This is a genomic window from Vibrio sp. 03_296 (assembly GCF_002265885.1).
This window is the reverse complement of the sequence record NZ_NPKW01000997.1, coordinates 1-525: the sequence shown is the minus strand read 5'-3', so window position 1 is coordinate 525 and position 525 is coordinate 1. Positions and strand designations below refer to the sequence as shown.

The window sequence follows — 525 nt, the reverse complement described above, 5'->3', positions numbered from 1 at the left end:
CATCTGCGTAAACCCGCCCCGTTTGCCTTGATACGCTTCTGGTACATGGGTGAAGTTGTGCATACGTGTGGTATTAAACCAAGTAAAGAATGGTTTATCCGCTTTCACTTGTTTCTCGATAAACTGTTCTGTCGCTTCGAGGAATTCGTCATCCACCGTTTCCATGCGCTTACGCGTCAGTGGCCCTGTGTCTTCGATCTTTCCATCTGCATAGGAGTGAATCACACCACGCGGGCCAAATTTTTTCTTGAACTCAGGATTTTTCGGGTAGTCGACATTTTCAGGTTCTTCTTCTGCATTCAAGTGGTACAAGTTGCCAAAGAACTCATCAAACCCGTGATTGGTTGGCAGATGTTCATCGCGTACTAGTGTTTTACCAAACTGGCCTGTCGCATAACCAAGTTGTTTGAGCATAGTGGCGATGGTTGGATCTTTTTCTGAGATACCTTGAGGCGCGCCTGGTAAACCCACTTTAGATAGCCCAGTTCGCTTAGGCATTTGACCGGTGATAAACGCAGAACGACC

Annotated in this window: 1 protein-coding gene; it reads right to left on the bottom strand. The window is 46.9% G+C overall.

The features are described from left to right. The coding region (locus CIK04_RS29420) for a sulfatase-like hydrolase/transferase (protein WP_176463473.1) at window positions 1-525 on the bottom strand (525 nt) is incomplete at both ends.